General features: G+C 60.4%; 19 protein-coding genes. 14 read left to right on the plus strand and 5 right to left on the minus strand.

The features are described 5' to 3' along the window. Nucleotides 1–41: 41 nt before the first annotated feature. Entirely contained in the window at nt 42–1187 is a 1146-nt protein-coding gene (gene pdxB, locus Q8O69_RS14590) for a 4-phosphoerythronate dehydrogenase PdxB (RefSeq protein ID WP_305593016.1), read from the plus strand. Between the two features lie 78 nt (nt 1188–1265). Here pdxB and Q8O69_RS14595 read toward each other — a convergent pair whose 3' ends face one another. Continuing rightward, nucleotides 1266–1442, minus strand: coding sequence for a PA1571 family protein (locus tag Q8O69_RS14595; RefSeq protein ID WP_371136146.1), 177 nt, complete (start codon nt 1440–1442; stop codon nt 1266–1268). 152 nt (nt 1443–1594) lie between these two features. On the opposite strand from Q8O69_RS14595, the gene Q8O69_RS14600 reads away from it, so the two are divergent. The 5 genes from Q8O69_RS14600 to Q8O69_RS14620 are packed head-to-tail and all read left to right on the plus strand — an operon-like array spanning nt 1595 to nt 5961. Continuing rightward, nucleotides 1595–2710 carry an ATP-NAD kinase family protein gene (locus tag Q8O69_RS14600; protein ID WP_305593018.1) on the plus strand — a complete coding sequence of 372 codons (1116 nt, stop codon included), beginning with the start codon at nt 1595–1597 and terminating at the stop codon, nt 2708–2710. Nucleotides 2711–2734: 24 nt separating this feature from the next. Then, a complete protein-coding gene (locus Q8O69_RS14605) occupies nt 2735–3310 on the plus strand; it encodes a DUF1287 domain-containing protein (protein ID WP_305593019.1) in 576 nt (191 codons plus the stop codon). A gap of 22 nt (nt 3311–3332) precedes the next feature. Further along, on the plus strand, nt 3333–3773 hold the full coding sequence (locus Q8O69_RS14610) for a thiol-disulfide oxidoreductase DCC family protein (RefSeq protein ID WP_305593020.1): 441 nt from the start codon (nt 3333–3335) through the stop codon (nt 3771–3773). Further along, complete coding sequence (locus Q8O69_RS14615) at nt 3766–4155, plus strand: DoxX-like family protein (protein ID WP_305593021.1); 390 nt, start codon at nt 3766–3768, stop codon at nt 4153–4155. The genes Q8O69_RS14610 and Q8O69_RS14615 overlap by 8 nt, the downstream gene beginning before the upstream one ends. Before the next feature lie 27 nt (nt 4156–4182). Next, nucleotides 4183–5961 (plus strand): ABC transporter transmembrane domain-containing protein, encoded by a 1779-nt coding sequence (locus tag Q8O69_RS14620; RefSeq protein ID WP_305593022.1) that lies wholly within the window; start codon nt 4183–4185, stop codon nt 5959–5961. Between the two features lie 107 nt (nt 5962–6068). On the opposite strand, the gene rhtA is transcribed toward Q8O69_RS14620, so the two are convergent. The 3 genes from rhtA to Q8O69_RS14635 form a co-directional block, all read right to left on the minus strand. Continuing rightward, nucleotides 6069–6941 carry a threonine/homoserine exporter RhtA gene (gene rhtA, locus Q8O69_RS14625; protein ID WP_305593023.1) on the minus strand — a complete coding sequence of 291 codons (873 nt, stop codon included), beginning with the start codon at nt 6939–6941 and terminating at the stop codon, nt 6069–6071. A 78-nt stretch (nt 6942–7019) separates the two neighbouring features. Beyond that, nucleotides 7020–7301 carry a pyrimidine/purine nucleoside phosphorylase gene (locus tag Q8O69_RS14630; protein ID WP_269381113.1) on the minus strand — a complete coding sequence of 94 codons (282 nt, stop codon included), beginning with the start codon at nt 7299–7301 and terminating at the stop codon, nt 7020–7022. A gap of 61 nt (nt 7302–7362) precedes the next feature. Beyond that, entirely contained in the window at nt 7363–7914 is a 552-nt protein-coding gene (locus tag Q8O69_RS14635) for an exonuclease domain-containing protein (protein ID WP_305593024.1), read from the minus strand. Between the two features lie 208 nt (nt 7915–8122). Between Q8O69_RS14635 and Q8O69_RS14640 the strand changes: the two genes are divergently transcribed. The 5 genes from Q8O69_RS14640 to Q8O69_RS14660 all read left to right on the plus strand — a co-directional run bounded on the left by Q8O69_RS14640 (nt 8123) and on the right by Q8O69_RS14660 (nt 14184). Continuing rightward, entirely contained in the window at nt 8123–8998 is an 876-nt protein-coding gene (locus Q8O69_RS14640; protein ID WP_305593025.1) for an NAD(P)-dependent oxidoreductase, read from the plus strand. Nucleotides 8999–9087: 89 nt separating this feature from the next. After that, nucleotides 9088–11301, plus strand: a complete 2214-nt coding sequence (locus Q8O69_RS14645; protein WP_305593026.1) for a bifunctional diguanylate cyclase/phosphodiesterase — start codon at nt 9088–9090, stop codon at nt 11299–11301. Further along, nucleotides 11301–13196: a sensor histidine kinase gene (locus tag Q8O69_RS14650; RefSeq protein ID WP_305593027.1), complete on the plus strand. Its 1896-nt coding sequence runs from the start codon at nt 11301–11303 to the stop codon at nt 13194–13196. Before Q8O69_RS14645 ends, Q8O69_RS14650 begins: the two co-directional genes overlap by 1 nt. Nucleotides 13197–13284: 88 nt before the next feature. Continuing rightward, nucleotides 13285–13545, plus strand: a complete 261-nt coding sequence (locus Q8O69_RS14655) for a YkgJ family cysteine cluster protein (protein WP_305593028.1) — start codon at nt 13285–13287, stop codon at nt 13543–13545. Nucleotides 13546–13581: 36 nt separating this feature from the next. Further along, complete coding sequence (locus Q8O69_RS14660) at nt 13582–14184, plus strand: START domain-containing protein (RefSeq protein WP_305593029.1); 603 nt, start codon at nt 13582–13584, stop codon at nt 14182–14184. 69 nt (nt 14185–14253) lie between these two features. Here Q8O69_RS14660 and gltA read toward each other — a convergent pair whose 3' ends face one another. Continuing rightward, nucleotides 14254–15528: a citrate synthase gene (gltA, locus tag Q8O69_RS14665; RefSeq protein ID WP_305593030.1), complete on the minus strand. Its 1275-nt coding sequence runs from the start codon at nt 15526–15528 to the stop codon at nt 14254–14256. A 348-nt stretch (nt 15529–15876) separates the two neighbouring features. On the opposite strand from gltA, the gene sdhC reads away from it, so the two are divergent. The 3 genes from sdhC to Q8O69_RS14680 form a co-directional block, all read left to right on the plus strand. Beyond that, the gene (sdhC, locus tag Q8O69_RS14670) at nt 15877–16263 is read left to right on the plus strand and encodes a succinate dehydrogenase, cytochrome b556 subunit (protein WP_305593031.1); all 387 of its coding nucleotides are present in this window, start codon (nt 15877–15879) and stop codon (nt 16261–16263) included. Beyond that, nucleotides 16257–16625, plus strand: coding sequence for a succinate dehydrogenase, hydrophobic membrane anchor protein (gene sdhD / locus Q8O69_RS14675; RefSeq protein WP_305593032.1), 369 nt, complete (start codon nt 16257–16259; stop codon nt 16623–16625). Before sdhC ends, sdhD begins: the two co-directional genes overlap by 7 nt. Nucleotides 16626–16628: 3 nt before the next feature. After that, a partial coding sequence (locus Q8O69_RS14680; RefSeq protein ID WP_305593033.1) for an FAD-binding protein occupies nt 16629–17341 on the plus strand: 713 nt, incomplete at its 3' end.

Genomic DNA, 17341 nt, shown 5'->3' on the forward strand with positions numbered 1-17341 from the left:
GAATGCCGGCCTGATTTGCGGAGCACGGGAACAGACCCTCTATGCGCATCGTTGCTGATGAAAATATCCCTCTGCTTGATGAGTTCTTTGCCGGTTTTGGCGAGATTCGCCGCTTGCCCGGCCGCAGCATCGATGCGGCTGCGGTCGCCGATGCCGACCTGCTGCTGGTGCGCTCGGTGACTCAGGTGGATCGCGCGTTGCTCGACGGCTCGCCGGTGAAGTTTGTCGGCACCTGCACCATCGGCACTGACCATCTGGACCTCGACTACTTCCAGCAGGCGGGCATCACCTGGGCCAGCGCACCGGGCTGCAATGCCCGTGGCGTGGTCGATTATGTGCTGGGCAGCCTGCTGGTATTGGCCGAGCAGCAGGGCGTCGACCTGGCTAGCCGTACTTATGGCGTGATCGGCGCGGGGCAGGTTGGCAGTCGTCTGCTTAAGGTTCTGCGTGGCCTGGGTTGGCGTGTGCTGGTCTGCGACCCGCCGCGCCAGGCGGCGGAGGATGGTGATTTCGTCAGCTTGCAGCAGGTGCTGGATGAATGTGACGTGATCAGCCTGCATACGCCGCTGGAGCGTCTGGGTGAACACCCAACTTATCACCTGTTCGATCACGCACGTCTGGCCGCTCTAAAGCCAGGCAGCTGGCTGATCAACGCCAGCCGTGGCGCGGTGGTGGATAACCAGGCCTTGCGTGAATTACTGACTCAGCGCAGTGATTTGCAGGTGGTATTGGATGTCTGGGAAGGCGAGCCGCAGGCGGATGTCGAGCTGGCCGCGTTATGCCGCATCGCCACGCCACATATCGCCGGTTATAGCCTCGATGGCAAGCTGCGCGGTACCGCGCAGATCTATCAGGCGCTGTGTCAGCACCTGGGTGTTGCACCCAGCGTCGAGTTGGCGCAACTGATGCCGGCGGCCTGGCTAAGTGATCTGACTGTCGATGCCAGTGCCGATCCGGCCTGGGCCTTGGCCACTATCTGCCGCGCCGTGTATGACCCGCGCCGCGATGATGCGGATTTTCGCCGCAGCCTGCAGGGCGATGCGGCAATGCGGAGTGCGGCGTTTGACGGGCTGCGTAAACACTACCCAATGCGCCGGGAAATCGACGGGTTGGCGGTTTGCGTCAAGGGTGATGCGCCGGCGTTGGTTAGCCTGGTGCAGGCGTTGGGTGCGAAGATGAAAGAGTAGGGTGGATGGCGCTTCACCCACCATCTGTGGCCTTCATGGTGGATGAAAAAAGCCTCATCCACCCTACGAAGAGCATGCTTACTTGGCTTGAGGGGCTTGCTTTTGAGCTTTTTCCAGCGCGTTGCAGGCCTGCTGGATCATCTCTTCGGTGATCGGGATTTCGCGGCCCTGGGCGTCGATGACAAAGCCGCCTACCGGCATTGTCGTGGTTTTTTGCGAATTCTGTTGTTGGCTGTGCATGGCTTGTCTCCTCATCGGGTAGCGCGATTTTATGAGTGTTAGATGAAGGCGCTATGACAACTGCGACGGCAGAAAACCGCCGCAGGGCACAGGGCAAGTCAGTTGTTGCAGGCACTGTGCCAGGCCCGGCAGGTATTGAGCAGGCAGGTATTGAATTAGAGGATGTTATGGGGCTTTTCCATATTGGCTTGATCATCAATCCATGGGCCGGGCTGGGCGGTCCTGCGGGGTTCAAGGGCAGTGACGGCATGGCCGAACAGGCCTTGGCTCTGGGTGTTGAGGCCAAGTCGGCGCTGCGTACGCAGACTGCCCTTGAGGTGCTGCTGCCGCTGCGTGAGCGCCTGGAGTTCGTCACTTTTCCCGGCGCGATGGGCGCCGATTTGCTGACTGAGATGGGTTTTGCCCACCGTGTGGTCGGTGAGCTACCGGCTGGTCCGAGCAGCGCCGCCGATACCCGTCAGGCGGTAGAGCTGCTGCAGGATGCTGGCGTGGCGTTGATTCTGTTCGCCGGTGGCGATGGTACGGCGCGGGATATCTGCGCGGCAGTGCGTGACGGCCAGCCGGTGCTGGGTATTCCAGCTGGGGTAAAGATCCAGTCCGGGGTCTATGCCATCAGCCCGCGTGCAGCCGGTGAGCTGACTGCGCGCTTGATCGAAGGCGGTCTGGTGCGCCTAAGCAGCGGGGAAGTGCGCGATATTGATGAAAGCGCCTTGCGCGAAGGCCGCGTAACCGCGCGCTGGTACGGCGAGCTGACGGTGCCGCAGGAAGGAGGCTATGTACAGCAGGTCAAGCAGGGCGGTGTGGAGTCCGAAGAGCTGGTGCTGAATGATCTGGCCGATTGGCTGCAGGACAGCTGGGAAGCCGATGTGCGCTATGTGTTCGGCCCCGGTTCGACCCTGCATGGCTTGGCGCAGAACCTCGGCGTGCAGACCACCTTGCTCGGCGTCGATGTGATCGAGAACGGCCAGTTGCTGGCCAGTGATGTAACCGAAGCGCAGCTATTCGAACTGGTTGATGGCCAGCCAGCGCGGCTACTGGTTACTGCGATTGGCGGTCAGGGCCATATCATTGGTCGAGGCAATCAGCAGATCAGCCCACGGGTGCTGCGCGCCATCGGCCTGGAAAACCTGCGTGTGGTCGCCACCAAGCGCAAGCTCGGCACCCTGGAAGGTCGACCGCTGTTGGTGGACAGCGGTGATGTGACGCTGGACGATGCCTTCCCCGATGTCGTGCGCGTGTGGGCCGGTTATAAGGAAGAGCTGCTGTATCCCGTGGGCAAGTAGCAGCTGAACTATTAAGGAGATGTTATGCGGGCGATTCTGCTGTTCGCGCTGAGTATTCTGCTAAGCGCCCAGGCCTGGGCGTTGCAGGCCGATGCCCTGGTCACGGCTGCTCGCCAGCAGGTCGGCGTGACCCTGAGTTATGACCCAGCCTATCGCCGGCTGGGTTATCCCAATGGCGATGTACCGCTCAATACCGGTGTGTGTACCGATGTGGTAATTCGCGCGCTGCGCCAGCAGGGACTCGACTTGCAGCAGGCGGTGCATCAGGACATGCGCGCGAATTTTCGCCTGTATCCAAAAAACTGGGGGCTAAGCCGGCCCGACAGCAATATCGACCACCGGCGCGTGCCCAACTTGATGACCTGGTTCAAACGCCAGGGCTGGTCGCTGCCTCTTGGCCAGGATGCCGAGCGCTATCGCCCTGGCGATATCGTCACCTGGGACTTGGGCGGCGGCCTGACTCATATCGGCATTATCAGCGACCGCCAGGCCAGCAGTGGGGTGCCCCTGGTGTTGCACAATATCGGCCGCGGCACCCAGGAAGAGGACATTCTCTTCAGCTTCAAGATCACCGGCCATTACCGTATCCCGGCCGCCTAAAGGCGTTCAGAAGGAGTTGGGCATGCAGGAGCAAACACAAACACCACCACCCTTTATCCAGCCCGGAGAGCGCGTGGTCTTGTTCGATGGGGTGTGCAAACTGTGCAACGGCTGGGCGAAGTTTCTGATTCGCCATGACGCTGAGCAGCGCTTTCGTCTGGCCTCGGTGCAATCGGCCGAGGGCCAGGTGTTATTGGCCTGGGGCGGTTTACCGACAGACCATTTCGACAGCATGGCGCTGATCGAGAATGGCCAGATGCTGCTGCGTTCGGATGCAGTGCTGCGTATCGTCGCCCAGCTGCCTAAGCCATGGCGCTGGTTGGCTTGGCTGCGGCTGATCCCAAGGCCTATACGTGATTGGTGCTATGACCGTATTGCGCTAAATCGCTACCGGCTGTTTGGGCGCTATGACAGCTGCCTAATACCCAGTGCCGACCATGCACGGCGCTTCCTGCATGACTGATCAGCGTTTACCGCAGATTGCTTGGCTGGCGCGTATCGCTCTGGCCCTGGTGTTTATCTGGCACGGCCTGGTGCCGAAGATCCTCTGGTTAAGCCCGGATGAGCTGGCGATGATCCAGGCTCATAACCTGCCAGCCCCCGAATGGGTGGCGCGCATCGCCGGTTTGGCGGAAATCATCCTGGGTGTGTTGCTGCTTTGGCGACGTCAGCGCTGGCCTTTGTTGCTGGCCGGTGTGCTGTTGATTGGGCTGCTGCTTGATGTGGCGCTATTCAGTCCCCATCTACTGCTGCAGGCGTTTAATCCGCTGACCACCAATCTCGCCGCCTTGGCGCTGTGTTGGGTGGCCTGGCGGGCGGAAACGCCGCAATCGCCTCCTAAATAACGGGCGTCAGCGCCCCAGCGAGCCTTCATGCTTTCGATCCTGTCTTCCCGTCAGCGCAATGCCTTGCGTATGGCTTGGCGCTTTATCGCGCCGTATCGCGGTCGCGTGTTTGGGGCCTTGCTGGCGCTGATGTTTACCGCCGCCATCACCTTGTCGATGGGCCAGGGCATCAAGCTGTTGGTCGACCAGGGCCTGGCGACCCAGTCGCCGGCGGCGTTGCAGCAATCCATCGGGTTGTTTTTCGTACTGGTACTGGCGCTGGCCATCGGCACCTTTACCCGGTTCTACCTGGTGTCGTGGATCGGCGAGCGTTTTGTCGCCGATATCCGCAAGCGTGTGTTCAATCACCTGATCGAACTGCACCCAGGCTTCTATGAGAGCAACCGCAGCTCGGAGATTCAGTCACGCCTGACCGCCGACACCACGCTGCTGCAATCGGTGATCGGCTCGTCGCTGTCGATGGCGTTGCGCAACCTGATCATGCTGATCGGCGGCAGCGTGTTGCTGGTGGTCACCAATGCCAAGCTCAGCGGCATCGTGCTGATGGCGCTGCCGCTGGTAGTCGCGCCGATTCTGATTTTTGGCCGCCGGGTACGCGCGCTGTCGCGGCAGAGCCAGGACCGGGTAGCGGATGTCGGCAGCTATGTCGGTGAGGTGCTGGGGCAGATCAAGACCGTGCAGGCCTACAACCACCAAGCCGAGGACAAGCGCCGTTTCGGCCTGTCCGCCGAGGCAGCCTTCGACACCGCGCGCAAACGCATCGCCCAGCGTGCCTGGCTGATTACTGTGGTGATCGTGCTGGTGCTCGGCGCGGTCGGGGTGATGCTCTGGGTCGGCGGTATGGATGTGATCGCCGGGCGAATTTCCGGCGGCGAGCTGGCGGCCTTCGTGTTCTACAGCCTGATTGTCGGCTCGGCCTTTGGCACCTTGAGTGAGGTGATCGGCGAGCTGCAACGCGCTGCCGGTGCGGCTGAGCGCATCGCAGAATTGCTGCAGGCACGCAATGAAATCACCCCGCCGGCTACGGATGCTTTGCATCTGACCCAGCCTGTGCAGGGCCGTATTGAACTGCAAGGACTGCGTTTTGCCTACCCATCGCGCCCCGGCAGTTTTGCTGTGGACGGTATCGATCTGCAGGTCGCAGCAGGGGAAACCCTGGCGCTGGTCGGGCCGTCTGGCGCAGGTAAATCGACGCTGTTTGATCTGTTGTTGCGCTTTTTTGATCCGCAGCAGGGCAGCATCCTGATCGACGGCGTGCCGATTCAGCAGCTTGATCCGCGCGAACTGCGCAGTAGTTTTGCCCTGGTGTCGCAGAACCCGGCGCTGTTCTTCGGCTCGGTGGAAGACAATATCCGCTACGGCAAAACCACTGCCAGCCTGGCCGAGGTCGAAGCGGCAGCCAAGGCTGCGCATGCTCACGAATTTATTATGAAGCTGCCGGATGGCTACCAGACTCACCTGGGCGATGCCGGGTTGGGGCTTTCTGGTGGTCAGCGTCAGCGCCTGGCAATCGCCCGCGCGCTGTTGGTGGATGCGCCGATTCTGCTGCTCGATGAAGCTACGAGTGCGCTGGATGCCGAGAGCGAGCATCTGATTCAGCAAGCCTTGCCGCCGCTGATGGAAGGGCGCACCACCCTGGTGATCGCCCATCGCCTGGCCACGGTAAAAAGCGCTGATCGTATTGCGGTGATTGAACACGGCAAGCTGGCGGCTATCGGCACTCACAGCGAACTGGTCAGCAGCAGCCCACTGTATGCGCGCCTGGCTGAGTTGCAATTTAGCAATGAGGCTGAGGCGGTTGGTTAACACCTTGGGCCTGGCATTGTGGGAGGGGCTTTAGCCGCGACGGTTCAAAACCGCTGTACCCTGATCGCGGCTAAAGCCCCTCCCACCAGAGCAGCGCGCGCGTGAATTTAAAGCAGCTTGGCTTTCGGTTTGATCGTTGCCGCCGCGCCCGCCGAGGCAAGGATGATCGCGCTGATGGCCAGCCATTGGCTGAGGGTCAGGCGCTCGCTAAGGAACAGCAGGCCGGAGAGTGCGGCAATCGCCGGCTCCATGCTCATCAGGATGCTAAAGGTGCGCGCGGGCAGGCGCGTGAGGGCGACCATTTCCAGGCTGTAGGGCAGGGCTGAGGATAATACTGCTACGCCGAGGGCGATGGGCAGCAGATCGACTGAAAACAGGCCGCTACCGGCTTGCCACAGGCCAATCGGAAACACCAGCAGGGCCGCGACTATGGTGCCCAGTGCAACGGTCTGCTTGCCGTGCTCAGCCCCGGCTTTTTGTCCGAAGACAATATACAGCGCCCAGCATAGACCGGCGGCCAGAGCCAGAGCCATGCCCACCGGGTCCAGCGGTACGTCGCTTTGTGTGGTCGGCAACAGCAGCCATAGGCCGAAAACCGCCAGGGCGATCCAGACGAAATCCACCAGGCGGCGCGACGACAGCAGTGCCAGGCCGAGCGGGCCGGTGAATTCCAGGGCCACGGCGATGCCCAGGGGGATGGTTTTCAGCGAGAGGTAGAACAGCAGGTTCATGCTACCCAGCGACAAACCATAGGCCAGTAGCGAGCGGCAGGACTTCAGCGTCAGCTTGGCCTGCCAGGGTCGCATCAGCACGCACAGGATCAGCGCGCCGAGGCTTAGGCGCAGCGCGGTGGTGCCGCTGGCGCCGATTTCTGGAAACAGCCCCTTGGCCAGGGACGCGCCGCTCTGGATCGAGGTCATGGCAATCAGCAGCAATATGATCGGCAGGATCACCAGAGAGAATTGCGTTGAGCGCGGCATGGCTGTTCCTTTGAATTATCTATCCAGTAATAAAAAAACCGGCCACGGAGGCCGGCTTTTATGCACCACGGCTAAGGCTTAGCGGTATTCACACAGGTAGGCAGTATCGGCTGCGACCTTTAGTTGAAACTTGCTGTCGGCCGGTACGGTGAATTTGCTGCCGCTGGTGAAGGTTTCCCAGCTGTCGCTGCCTGGCAGTTTCACGGTCAGGGCGCCGGCGACCACGTGCATGATTTCCAGCTGGTTGGTACCGAATTCATACTCGCCTGCAGCCATCACGCCAATGGTGGCCGGGCCTTCAGCCATGCCGAAGGCGATGGATTTGACGGTGCCGTCGAAGTATTCATTGACCTTGAACATCTGCAGTTCCTCGAAAGGGGTTAGAAAAGGTCGGCCAGTATGCCCAAGCGTTTTTTCTTCGTCATCTGCTTTGCACGGGCAAAACCAGCGGCAGCAGCCGAGCGGTATTGCGCGCATCGGTCAGGGCGCGGTGCTGCTGGCCCTGGAACTGCAAACCCGCCAGATTCAGCGCCATTTTCAGGCCAATCGGGCTGGGCAGTTGGCGGGCTTCGGCGAAGCGTTTTTTCAGGTTGATATGCGGGATCTGGCTCAGGTAGCTCTCCAGCCCGTGGGCGCGCCACTCCTGTTCGAACTGGCGGCGATCATAGTCGCCCCAGCTGACCCAGCCCGCCAGTTGCGCTTGATGGGCCAGCAGCCAGCGTTCGAATTGTGCCCACACCGCACTCAGTGGCGCGGCGGCATCGACATCGGCCTGGCTGATTTGGGTGAGCTGACGACAGAAATGGGTCAAATGCGGGCGTCGTGTGGGCCGCACAAAACGTTGGAAATACTCGATTTCATGGCCGCCAGCGTTGACCAGGCTGGCGCCGATTTCGATGATTTCCATATCTGTGACCGGCCAACCGCCTTCTTCAGTGGTGGCTTCCAGGTCGATTACCAGCCAATGCTGCATAAGCCCTCCTTAGCGTGCAGCGAGTATGGAAGCAGGATTGGCATTGGGTAAAGTCTATTGGTCGGGTGTATCCATACAGTTTTGCCCTATGGCTGTACTGGCGCTGGCCCCATGTGGCGGGCATGCTTGCAGCCGGGTTCGTATCCGCCATGCAGCGCGGATATGCGGTTAAGTAGACGCGCGCTGTGGATGGCGCTCGAAGGTAGAGGTGGATATGGCAAAGCTGGCGTTTATCGGGCTGGGCGTAATGGGTTATCCGATGGCCGGGCATCTGGCGCGCGCCGGGCACCAGGTGTGTGTGTACAACCGCACTGCCGCCAAGGCTGCGCAGTGGGCTGCCGAATATACCGGCAGCCACGCGGCAACCCCACGTGAAGCGGCCGCAGGCGCCGAGTTTGTGATGGTTTGCGTGGGCAATGATGATGATCTGCGCGGTGTGGTATTGGGCGAGCAGGGCGCCTTTGCTGGCATGCAGCCCGGTGCGGTGCTGGTCGATCACACCACCGCCTCGGCGCAGGTAGCGCGCGAACTGGCCGAACAGGCCGCTGCGCGCCAGCTGGGTTTTCTCGATGCGCCGGTATCCGGCGGTCAGGCAGGCGCGCAGAACGGCGCGCTGACCATCATGGTCGGCGGTACGGCTGCAACCTACGCCAAGGCTGAGCCGATTATTCAGGCCTATGCACGCATGGCCCGCTTGATGGGCGAAGCCGGCAGCGGCCAGCTGACCAAGATGGTCAACCAGATCTGCATCGCTGGCTTGGTACAGGGCTTGTCCGAGGCGCTGCATTTTGCGCAGTGCGCCGGGCTCGACGCGCACGGCGCGATGGAGGTGATCAGCAAGGGTGCGGCGCAGTCCTGGCAGCTGGAAAATCGCCACAAAACCATGCTGGCCGGCGAATTCGAGCACGGCTTTGCCGTGGACTGGATGCGCAAGGACCTGTCGATTCTGCTGGCCGAGGCCCGTAGCAATGGCGCGCAGCTGCCGGTAACCGCGCTGGTCGATCAGTTCTACGCCGATGTGCAGGGCATGGGCGGCGGCCGTTGGGACACGTCCAGCCTGTTTGCCCGCCTGAACAAGCGTTGACTGGCAGCTGAGGACAGCCGTCTATACTGGCTTCAAAGCCAGTAAGGATTCGGCGCTGTTCTCACTCTTCAGGCATGCGGGCACTGTTCATGGATGATCAATTTGCATTCAGCGACGACCTTCCCGGCACTACCAGCCAGCCCGTGTGGCGCGTACTGGCGGTTGATGATGACGCCGACTTCCAGCGCGCCACCGCCTTTGCCCTGAGCGAACTGGAACTGTTGGGCGGGCGCATTGAGCTGATCCAGGCGTTCAGCTGCCGTGAAGCCTCGATGCTCCTGGCCAAGCACCATGACATTGCCCTGGTGTTGCTCGATGTGGTGATGGAGACCGAAGACGCCGGCCTGCGCCTGATCAAGGCGCTGCGTGAGGTGATCGGCAACCGCGAAACCCGCGTGGTGATGCTGACCGGCGAGCCAGGCCTGGCGCCGGCCCATGAAGTGATGCGTGATTACGACATCAACGACTATTGGACCAAGAGTGAACTCAGCGCCGAGCGCTTGCTGACGGTGCTCACCGCAGCGGTGCGCGGTTATGCTCAGCTCCGGGCTGTAGCCAGCGCCCGGCGTGGCTTGCAGATGATCGTCGAATCGAGCAATGCGTTGTTCTGCTCAAAAAATACCCGTGAGCTGTCGGCCAAGATTCTGTCGGAAATTACCTCGCTGCTTAATCTGCAGACTGAGGGCATCGTTTGTGTGCGCGCCGATGAAGGGGACGCCACGGCCGAGCCGAATGCGCGGATTGTCAGCGCCAGCGGGCGCTTCTTCGACAGCATCGACGCCGATCTGGACGTGCTGCAGCCGCAGGTCGCAGCGGCGGTGCGCCAATGCCTGCAGGCGCAACAGACCCTGCGTCTGAGCGACTGCACGGTATTGTTCTTTCCGCGCTTTCAGGCGGGTTCGGACTACGCCTGCTATATCGACAGTGCGCGGACGCTGGATGACACCGAACTGGAGCTGCTCAAGGTGTTCAGCGCCAGTATCAGCCGTGGCCTATACAACGTCGCGCTGTTCAGCCGCCTGGAGGAAATGGCCTACCAGGACGACCTGCTGAAGATCCCCAACCGCAATGCGCTGATCCGCATGCTGGACATGACGTTGAAGTCCGACGCCAAGGATCAGCGCGTGCTGGTGCTTATCGATATCGACAATTTTTCCGGCGCCAACACTGCCTTTGGCACCGGTTATGGCGATTTCATCCTCGGTCTGGTGGCGAAGAAGCTGCGCGATGCCTTCAACCATGAGGTGCTGATTGCACGGGTGCGTGACGACCTGTTTGCCATCCTCGGCCCGCAAACGCAGGTCAATGCCGCTGAAGTGGTGGCGCTGTTTCGCCGGCATAAACGCCCCTATGAGCTGGGCCAGGTGCATAGCCTGAGCAGCGTGACCATGCACCTGGCCGACTTTACCGGCAGTGCCAGCGTGGCTCTGCAGGATGCACTGCTGACCCTGAAGCAGGCCAAACGCCTAGGGCATGACCAGCATGGGGTTTATGATCCGCGCCTGCAGGGTGCGCATGCCGAGTCCTACCGCATGCTGCTGGCCCTGCGCGATGCGGTGGAGGCTGGGCAGATCAGCGTCGAGTTGCAGCCGCAGATCGACCTGAAAACCCGCCGCGTTACCGGTGTGGAAGCCCTGGCGCGCTGGCGCAAGGCCGACGGCAAGATGGTCCCGCCGCTGAGTTTTATCCCGCTGGCCGAGGCCACCGGTTACATCTTGCCGCTGGGCGATCTGCTGATGCGTTTGGCCCTGCAGGCGGCCAAACAGCTGGCCGATGCCGGTTACCCGCAGATCCGCGTCGCGGTCAACGTTTCCGCGCCGCAACTGCTGCAGCATGACTTTATCGAGCGGTTCAATTCGCACCTGCAGGCGGCCGGGGTATTGCCTGAGCAGATCGAGGTGGAAATTACCGAATCGGTGGCCATGCGCACCTTTGATACGGTCTGCGAAAAACTGCGGGCGCTGCGCGCCATGGGCGTTGAAGTGGCCATTGATGACTTCGGTACCGGCTTCTCATCGCTCAGCTACCTGCGTTTGCTGCCGGCCGATCGGTTGAAAATCGACCGCAGTTTTGTTCTGGAAATCGGCGAAGTCAGCGACCAGCAGATGATCGCCGAGGCGGTGATCCAGATTGCCGCGCGGGTCGGCATGCAGGTGATTGCCGAAGGCGTGGAGACCCAGCAGCAGGCCGACTGGATTCTCGGCCATGGCTGTCGGCAGGCGCAGGGTTATCTGTTTGCCAAACCGATGGCCTGTGCCGACTTACTCAACTGGCTGAGTGACTGGCCGGAGCGCCCGGCCTGATGCAGCAATCCTGGCGCGGTAGGCTGGTGTCGCAGCCGGTCAGGCGCAACCTGTTGCTGCTATTTGTGCCATGGACGCTGCTGATTCTGCTGTTGATGGCGCTGCTCTATGAGCGCCTGCTGGATGCGCGGCTTGAGCCGCTGCTGCGTGATCAGCAGATCAGCCTGAACGAGGGCGTCGGCGTGCTCAATCGGCACCTGGCGACCTTGCGCGGCAATCTGCAATTTCTTACGCAGCAACCGCTGTTGGCCGAGGTGCTGCGCGACCCTAGTGCGGACAATCGGCATGCCCTGAGTCAGCTGTTTGTCGAGTTCGCCCGCAGCAGCAGGGTTTACGACCAAATTCGTTGGCTGGATGAGCGCGGCGCGGAGCAGGTGCGGGTCGATTGGCGCGATGGTGAGTCGCAGGCGCGCGATCAGGCGCAATTACACAACCAGGCGCAGCAGTACTACTTCGTGGAAACCATGAACCTGCCCCAGGACGCGTTCTACCTCTCGCGCTTTGATCTGAATGCCGACTCCGGCGTCGTCGAACAACCGCTCAAGCCCACCCTGCGCGGTGCCGAGCCGATTTTTGATGATGAGGGCAAGCGCCGCGGCATTCTGATTCTCAATTACCTGGGGCAAGTGCTGCTGCAGCGTTTGGCCCAGGTGTCCAAGAGTTATGGCAACAACCTGACCTTGGTCGATCATGAAGGCTACTGGATGCTCGCTGCCGATGCGCAGGATGCCTGGGGCTTTGCCCTGGGCAAGCCTGAGGCGACCCTGGCCAGCCGCTTTCCCGATAGCTGGCGGCGTATGCAGGCCACACGCAATGGCGTGTTTAGCGACAGTGGCGGCTATTGGGCTTTCAATACGTTCGATCCCTACCAGGGCAGTGGCCAAGACGCGGCAGCGGGTGAGTACTGGTTGCTGGTCTCGCACCTGCCTCTGGAGCAAATCCAAGGGTTGCGTGGGCAAGTGCTCTGGCAGGTGTTGCTGTTCGTTTGCGTGATGCTCTCTCTCGGATTACTGGTGGTCTTGCGTCTGGGCCTGGCGGAGTTCGAGCGTAATCAGGTGCGCGAGGCGCTGGAAGTCAGTAGCCAGGCGTTGCAGCAGAGCAATACTGAGCTGCGCGACACGGTGGAGCAGCTGCAGCGCACGCGCGGCGCCTTGATCCAGGCGGAAAAACTATCTTCGTTGGGCACTTTGGTCGCGGGGGTGGCGCATGAGCTGAATACGCCGATTGGCGCCGCCAGCATGGCGGCGTCCACCCTCGATAAAGGCAATCAGAGTCTGCAGAAGAGCCTCGGTGAGGGACTGCAGCGTTCGGCGCTGGAGCGCTTTGTGCAGCGCAATGATGAAGGCCTGGCAATCATCCTCAACAGCCTGACGCGCATGGCGCAGCTGACCCGGGCCTTCAAGCAACTGGCCAGCGACCGCGCGAGTACCGAGCGGCGCCGCTTTGATCTGGTCGAGTTGGTTGGCGAAGTCATGTTGCTGTTCACCCCCAAGCTTAAGCAGTCAAACCATCGGGTGCAGCTGGAGTTACCGCAGAGTCTGATGCTCGACAGCTATCCAGGGCCTCTGGGGCAGATTCTGCAGAACCTGATCGACAATGCGCTGATCCATGCTTTCGATTCGGGCATGAACGGCGTGGTGACGGTCAGGGTTGAGCACGATGAAATGCGCCACGAATGCGTGATTGCAGTCAGCGATAACGGCGACGGTATGAGTGATGACGTGCTGGCGAAGATCTTCGACCCGTTCTTTACCACCCGTCGTGGACGCGGCGGCACTGGGCTTGGCCTGCATATCACCCATCAGTTGGCGGTGGATATTCTCGGCGCAGAGCTGCAGGTACGCAGCGCGCCAGGGCAGGGTACGCAGTTTCGTCTGCGCTTACCGCTCGCCTGAATCTGCACCTGGTCGGCTGTCAAGCCGCCTGCGCCTGCGTAGAATCGTCGGCCTGTGCCCCGTGCTGTTGTTTTGAGGTTCTCCTGTCATGAATTGCCGTGCCGGCTGCGGCGCCTGCTGCATTGCCCCTTCGATCAGTTCTCCCATCCCCGGTATGCCCGATGGCAAGCCGGCGGGTGTGCGCTGCGTGCAGCTGGATGCCAATAACTACTGCCTGATTTTTGGCCAGCCTGAGCGGCCGTCGGTGTGTTCGGCGTTTCATGCCGCCGAGTATGTGTGCGGCAGCACTACGGCAGAGGCGCTGCAGTTGATTGGCTGGCTGGAGCAGAGCACGGCAGTTGCAGTCTGATACTGTGGCGCAAAGTTCTCGGCTGCCGGAGGCATGATGGTGCGGTTTACAGGGCTGCTCTTGGGGCTTGCCGCGTTGCTGGCGGTGAGCGTGGTGCAGGCGGCGCAATGGCGTCTGGTCAAGGATGAGGCGGGTATTCAGGTCTATTTGCAGCAAATTCCCGGTTCAAGCTTTCAGGCGTTTCGTGGTGTCACCCGTATACGAGCGGATATGCCACGTTTGTTGGCCCTGCAGGATGATGTCAGTGCGGCCTGCGCCTGGATTCATGCCTGCAGTGAGCAGAAGCTGCTCAAGCATGAGGGCGATCTAAGCTGGGCCTACAGCCGTTTCCATACGCCCTGGCCGGTACAGCCGCGTGATTCGATCCTGCAGGTCACTACCACGCGTGATGCTGATGGTCGGGTAACCCGCACTTTGCATGGGGTTGCCGACTATTTGCCGCCGCAGCAAGGCTTTGTGCGGGTGAGTAAGGTGGAAGGTTTCTGGAGCCTTATGCCACGCGAGGGCGTAATCGAAGTGATTTACGAGGTGCATTCTGAGCCGGGCGGCAGCGTGCCGGCCTGGTTGGCCAATAGCTTTGTCGTGGATGCGCCGTTCAATACCTTGCAGGGGCTGCGTCAGTTGGCTGAACAGCCGTAAAGCTGGCTTATTCAGCGCAATAAAAAAGGCTGCCCGAGGGCAGCCTTTTTTTGTGCGGCGAGAGCTGAATTACTTCTTCAGGTCGCGCTGCGGGTAGCCGGTGTACAGCTGGCGTGGACGGCCAATCTTGTACGGGCTGGAGAGCATTTCTTTCCAGTGTGAGATCCAGCCCACGGTCCGCGCCAGGGCGAAGATCACGGTGAACATGCTGGTCGGAATACCGATGGCCTTGAGGATGATGCCCGAGTAGAAGTCGACGTTCGGGTACAGGTTGCGCTCTTTGAAGTACGGGTCGGTCAGAGCGATTTCTTCCAGACGCATCGCCAGCTGCAGCTGCGGATCGTTGGTGATACCCAGCTCTTTCAGTACTTCGTCGCAGGTCTGCTTCATCACGGTGGCACGCGGGTCGCGGTTTTTGTAAACGCGATGACCGAAGCCCATGAGTTTGAACGGATCGTTCTTGTCCTTGGCCTTGGCGATGAACTTGTCGATGTTGGAAACATCGCCAATCTCATCCAGCATGCTCAGTACGGCCTCGTTGGCGCCGCCGTGCGCCGGGCCCCAAAGGGCGGCGATACCGGCTGCGATACAGGCGAACGGGTTGGCGCCCGAGGAGCCGGCCAGGCGTACGGTGGAGGTCGAAGCGTTTTGCTCATGGTCGGCGTGCAGGATAAAGATCTTATCCATGGCCTTGGCCAGCACCGGGCTGATCGGTTTGATCTCGCACGGGGTGTTGAACATCATGTGCAGGAAGTTTTCCGCGTAGTTCAGGTCGTTACGCGGATACATCATCGGCTGACCCATGGAGTACTTGTAGGTCATGGCGGCGATGGTTGGCATCTTGGCGATCAGGCGCATGGCCGACACTTCGCGGTGATGCGGGTTATTGATGTCCAGGGAGTCGTGGTAGAAGGCCGAGAGGGCGCCGACTACACCGCACATGATGGCCATCGGGTGAGCGTCACGACGGAAGCCGTTGAAGAAGGTCTTCAGTTGCTCGTGAACCATGGTGTGGTTCTTGATGGTGCTGACGAACTTGGCTTTCTCTTCTGCGTTCGGCAGTTCGCCGTTCAGCAGCAGGTAGCAGGTTTCCAGGTAATCGGATTGCTCTGCCAGCTGTTCGATGGGGTAGCCGCGATGCAGCAGGATGCCCTGGTCGCCGTCGATGTAGGTGATCTTCGACTCGCACGAGGCGGTGGACATAAAGCCAGGATCAAATGTGAAACGGCCCGTGGCGGTTAAGCCCCGCACGTCAATTACATCGGGACCAACGGTGCCGGTTAAAATGGGCAGCTCGACGGGGGCTGCGCCCTCGATGATCAACTGCGCTTTTTTGTCAGCCATGTTTGGCCTCCTAGTTATGCTTGAAATCATCTGACTGCCCCCCACGCAGGGCCCGCACCACTATAGTGAGATAAATTCGAATGTCAATTTGCGAAAACCCAGGCGGCAGAAGGGTTTGCGGGTGGTTTTCGGGCTTTTAAAGCGGCTCTTTACGCCATTTATTAGAGGTGTGCAATGCGCTTTTAGGTAGGGGGCTTTGCGTTGTCATTAGTAACCTAACTGTCTATACTCTGCGCCCAGCTACCAAGGGCTTTAGCCTGTCTTTTGGTAGTTGTCACTCCTTGGGTGATGGGTACCTGACCAGTGCACTTCCCGACAACTTTGCCCTGATAGTTAGGGGCTCTCAGTGTGATAAAAGCCGTGAATAGCCAAAGACCTGTAAACCTCGACCTTAGGACGATCAAACTTCCTATCACTGGCGTTACGTCATTCCTTCATCGTGTTTCTGGAATCATTCTGTTTTTCGGCATTGCCGTGCTGCTGTACGGGCTCGACAAATCGCTGGCATCTGCAGAAGGTTTTGCCGAGGTGAAAGAGTGCTTGACCAGCCCGCTGGCCAAATTTGTGATTTGGGGTCTGTTGTCCGCTTTGCTGTACCACCTGGTGGCCGGTATTCGCCACTTGATCATGGACATGGGCATCGGTGAGACGCTGGAAGGCGGCAAGCTGGGTTCGAAAATCGTTCTCGTCGTGTCGACGATCGTGATCGTGCTGCTGGGGGTGTGGATATGGTAACCAACGTCACGAACTTCTCGCGTTCGGGTCTTTATGACTGGATGGCGCAGCGTGTTTCTGCTGTCGTCCTCGCGGTTTATGTGTTGTTTCTGCTTGGCTTTATCCTGTGTAACCCGGGTCTGGGCTATGCCGAATGGCAGGCGCTGTTCTCCAATAACGCAATGCGTATCTTCAGCCTGTTGACCCTGGTGGCGCTCAGCGTTCACGCCTGGGTTGGCATGTGGACAATTTCCACCGACTACCTGACGCCAATGGCGCTGGGTAAGTGGGCGACTGTCGTGCGTTTTCTGTTCCAGGCTGCGTGTGGCGTTGCCATGTTCGCGTTCTTCGTCTGGGGCGTGCAGATTTTTTGGGGTAACTGATCCATGACAAGCATTCGCACTCTTTCTTATGACGCCATCATTGTTGGTGGCGGCGGCGCGGGTATGCGCGCTGCACTGCAGTTGGCTCAGGGTGGTCATAAAACCGCAGTCGTGACCAAGGTCTTCCCGACCCGTTCGCACACTGTTTCCGCTCAGGGTGGCATCACCTGCGCCATCGCATCGGCCGATCCGAACGACGATTGGCGCTGGCACATGTACGACACCGTCAAGGGCTCCGACTATATCGGTGACCAGGACGCTATCGAATATATGTGCTCCGTCGGTCCGGAAGCCGTATTTGAACTGGAACACATGGGTCTGCCGTTCTCCCGTACCGAGCAGGGCCGCATCTATCAGCGTCCGTTCGGTGGTCAGTCCAAAGGCCCGAACAACCCGACTCAGGCTGCACGTACCTGCGCTGCGGCTGACCGTACCGGTCACGCCCTGCTGCACACCCTGTACCAGGCTAACCTCAAGGCTGGCACCTCGTTCCTTAACGAGTGGTACGCGGTCGATCTGGTGAAGAACCAGGACGGCGCCGTAGTTGGCACCATCGCCATCTGCATCGAAACCGGCGAGACCGTGTACATCCGTTCCAAGGCCGTGGTTCTGGCCACTGGCGGTGCCGGTCGTATCTACGCCTCTACCACCAACGCCCTGATCAACACCGGTGACGGCGTGGGCATGGCCCTGCGTGCCGGCGTGCCGGTGCAGGA

The sequence above is a fragment of the Pseudomonas sp. genome (genome assembly GCF_030690725.1).
In the GTDB taxonomy this organism is placed as follows: Bacteria; Pseudomonadota; Gammaproteobacteria; order Pseudomonadales; family Pseudomonadaceae; genus Aquipseudomonas.

Coding starts and splice junctions, on each gene's coding strand:
- gltA (WP_305593030.1), bottom strand. CDS start 15,528: ATGGCTGACAAAAAAGCGCAGTTGATCATCGAGGGCGCAGCCCCCGTC.
- Q8O69_RS14595 (WP_371136146.1), bottom strand. CDS start 1,442: ATGAGGAGACAAGCCATGCACAGCCAACAACAGAATTCGCAAAAAACC.
- Q8O69_RS14605 (WP_305593019.1), top strand. CDS start 2,735: ATGCGGGCGATTCTGCTGTTCGCGCTGAGTATTCTGCTAAGCGCCCAG.
- sdhD (WP_305593032.1), top strand. CDS start 16,257: ATGGTAACCAACGTCACGAACTTCTCGCGTTCGGGTCTTTATGACTGG.
- Q8O69_RS14610 (WP_305593020.1), top strand. CDS start 3,333: ATGCAGGAGCAAACACAAACACCACCACCCTTTATCCAGCCCGGAGAG.
- Q8O69_RS14635 (WP_305593024.1), bottom strand. CDS start 7,914: ATGCAGCATTGGCTGGTAATCGACCTGGAAGCCACCACTGAAGAAGGC.
- Q8O69_RS14630 (WP_269381113.1), bottom strand. CDS start 7,301: ATGTTCAAGGTCAATGAATACTTCGACGGCACCGTCAAATCCATCGCC.
- pdxB (WP_305593016.1), top strand. CDS start 42: ATGCGCATCGTTGCTGATGAAAATATCCCTCTGCTTGATGAGTTCTTT.
- Q8O69_RS14660 (WP_305593029.1), top strand. CDS start 13,582: ATGGTGCGGTTTACAGGGCTGCTCTTGGGGCTTGCCGCGTTGCTGGCG.
- Q8O69_RS14620 (WP_305593022.1), top strand. CDS start 4,183: ATGCTTTCGATCCTGTCTTCCCGTCAGCGCAATGCCTTGCGTATGGCT.
- Q8O69_RS14655 (WP_305593028.1), top strand. CDS start 13,285: ATGAATTGCCGTGCCGGCTGCGGCGCCTGCTGCATTGCCCCTTCGATC.
- Q8O69_RS14615 (WP_305593021.1), top strand. CDS start 3,766: ATGACTGATCAGCGTTTACCGCAGATTGCTTGGCTGGCGCGTATCGCT.
- Q8O69_RS14650 (WP_305593027.1), top strand. CDS start 11,301: ATGCAGCAATCCTGGCGCGGTAGGCTGGTGTCGCAGCCGGTCAGGCGC.
- Q8O69_RS14645 (WP_305593026.1), top strand. CDS start 9,088: ATGGATGATCAATTTGCATTCAGCGACGACCTTCCCGGCACTACCAGC.
- Q8O69_RS14600 (WP_305593018.1), top strand. CDS start 1,595: ATGGGGCTTTTCCATATTGGCTTGATCATCAATCCATGGGCCGGGCTG.
- rhtA (WP_305593023.1), bottom strand. CDS start 6,941: ATGCCGCGCTCAACGCAATTCTCTCTGGTGATCCTGCCGATCATATTG.